General features: G+C 47.4%; 1 protein-coding gene. It reads right to left on the bottom strand.

The genetic code is table 11. The features are described 5' to 3' along the window. Nucleotides 1-162: 162 nt before the first annotated feature. The coding region (locus R8N49_RS27220; protein WP_318190462.1) for a 3'-5' exonuclease at nucleotides 163-702 on the bottom strand (540 nt) is incomplete at its 5' end.

Here is a 702-nt window from a genome sequence, read left to right as displayed (position 1 = left end):
CTGTCTTTTGGTTCTTAACTACTCAGTCGTCCTAGAACGACGTTGTGCCTATAACTGTCAGTCACCGCGCGTATTTCCACAATTAGACTTTAGGATGAGACAGAGGGGTGTGCCGGAAAATGCTTGAAATAAAAGTAATTATGGGAGCTAGGTCAACAGGATTTATGTGTATGGCGCGGTGAGATTTGGCAGATCGCCCTTGGTGAGGCGCACAAAAACCAAGGCGGCAGAAATCGCATCTTGCAGTGCGTCGTGTTTATCTTGAATGGGCAGTTCCAGGTGCGTGCAAATTGCATACGGACTTAAGTCGAAGTAGGCATTGGGTAAATGCCGTTCTAATTTGTCGTGATAAATCTGGCTGACTTCAATCAATGGGTTTGGCAGTGGGAAGCCGAGTTGCCTTTGGCAGGCAAGGTCGAGAATTTTTTTGTCATAGCGAATGTGATATCCGACTAAAGGACGGTTGCCGATGAACGCGAGCAGTTTCAGCAACGCTTCTTTCTCGCTGATACCATCAGCCAGATCTTGGTGGCGAATTTTATGAATTTTCACTGACCCAGAATCTAACGATTGGGGTGCACGTAAGCGTACTTCAAAAGGCTGACTGGTAAGGATGCGGTTGTCGATGATTTTGGTTGCCGCGATGGTTACCAACTCAGCACGGTTCGGATCAAGGCTGGTGGTCTCACAATCTAGAGACAC

The sequence above is a fragment of the Vibrio sp. 1978 genome, assembly GCF_033344345.1.
Note: the sequence above shows the minus strand (reverse complement) of the source record. Positions and strands in the feature narration are given on the sequence as shown.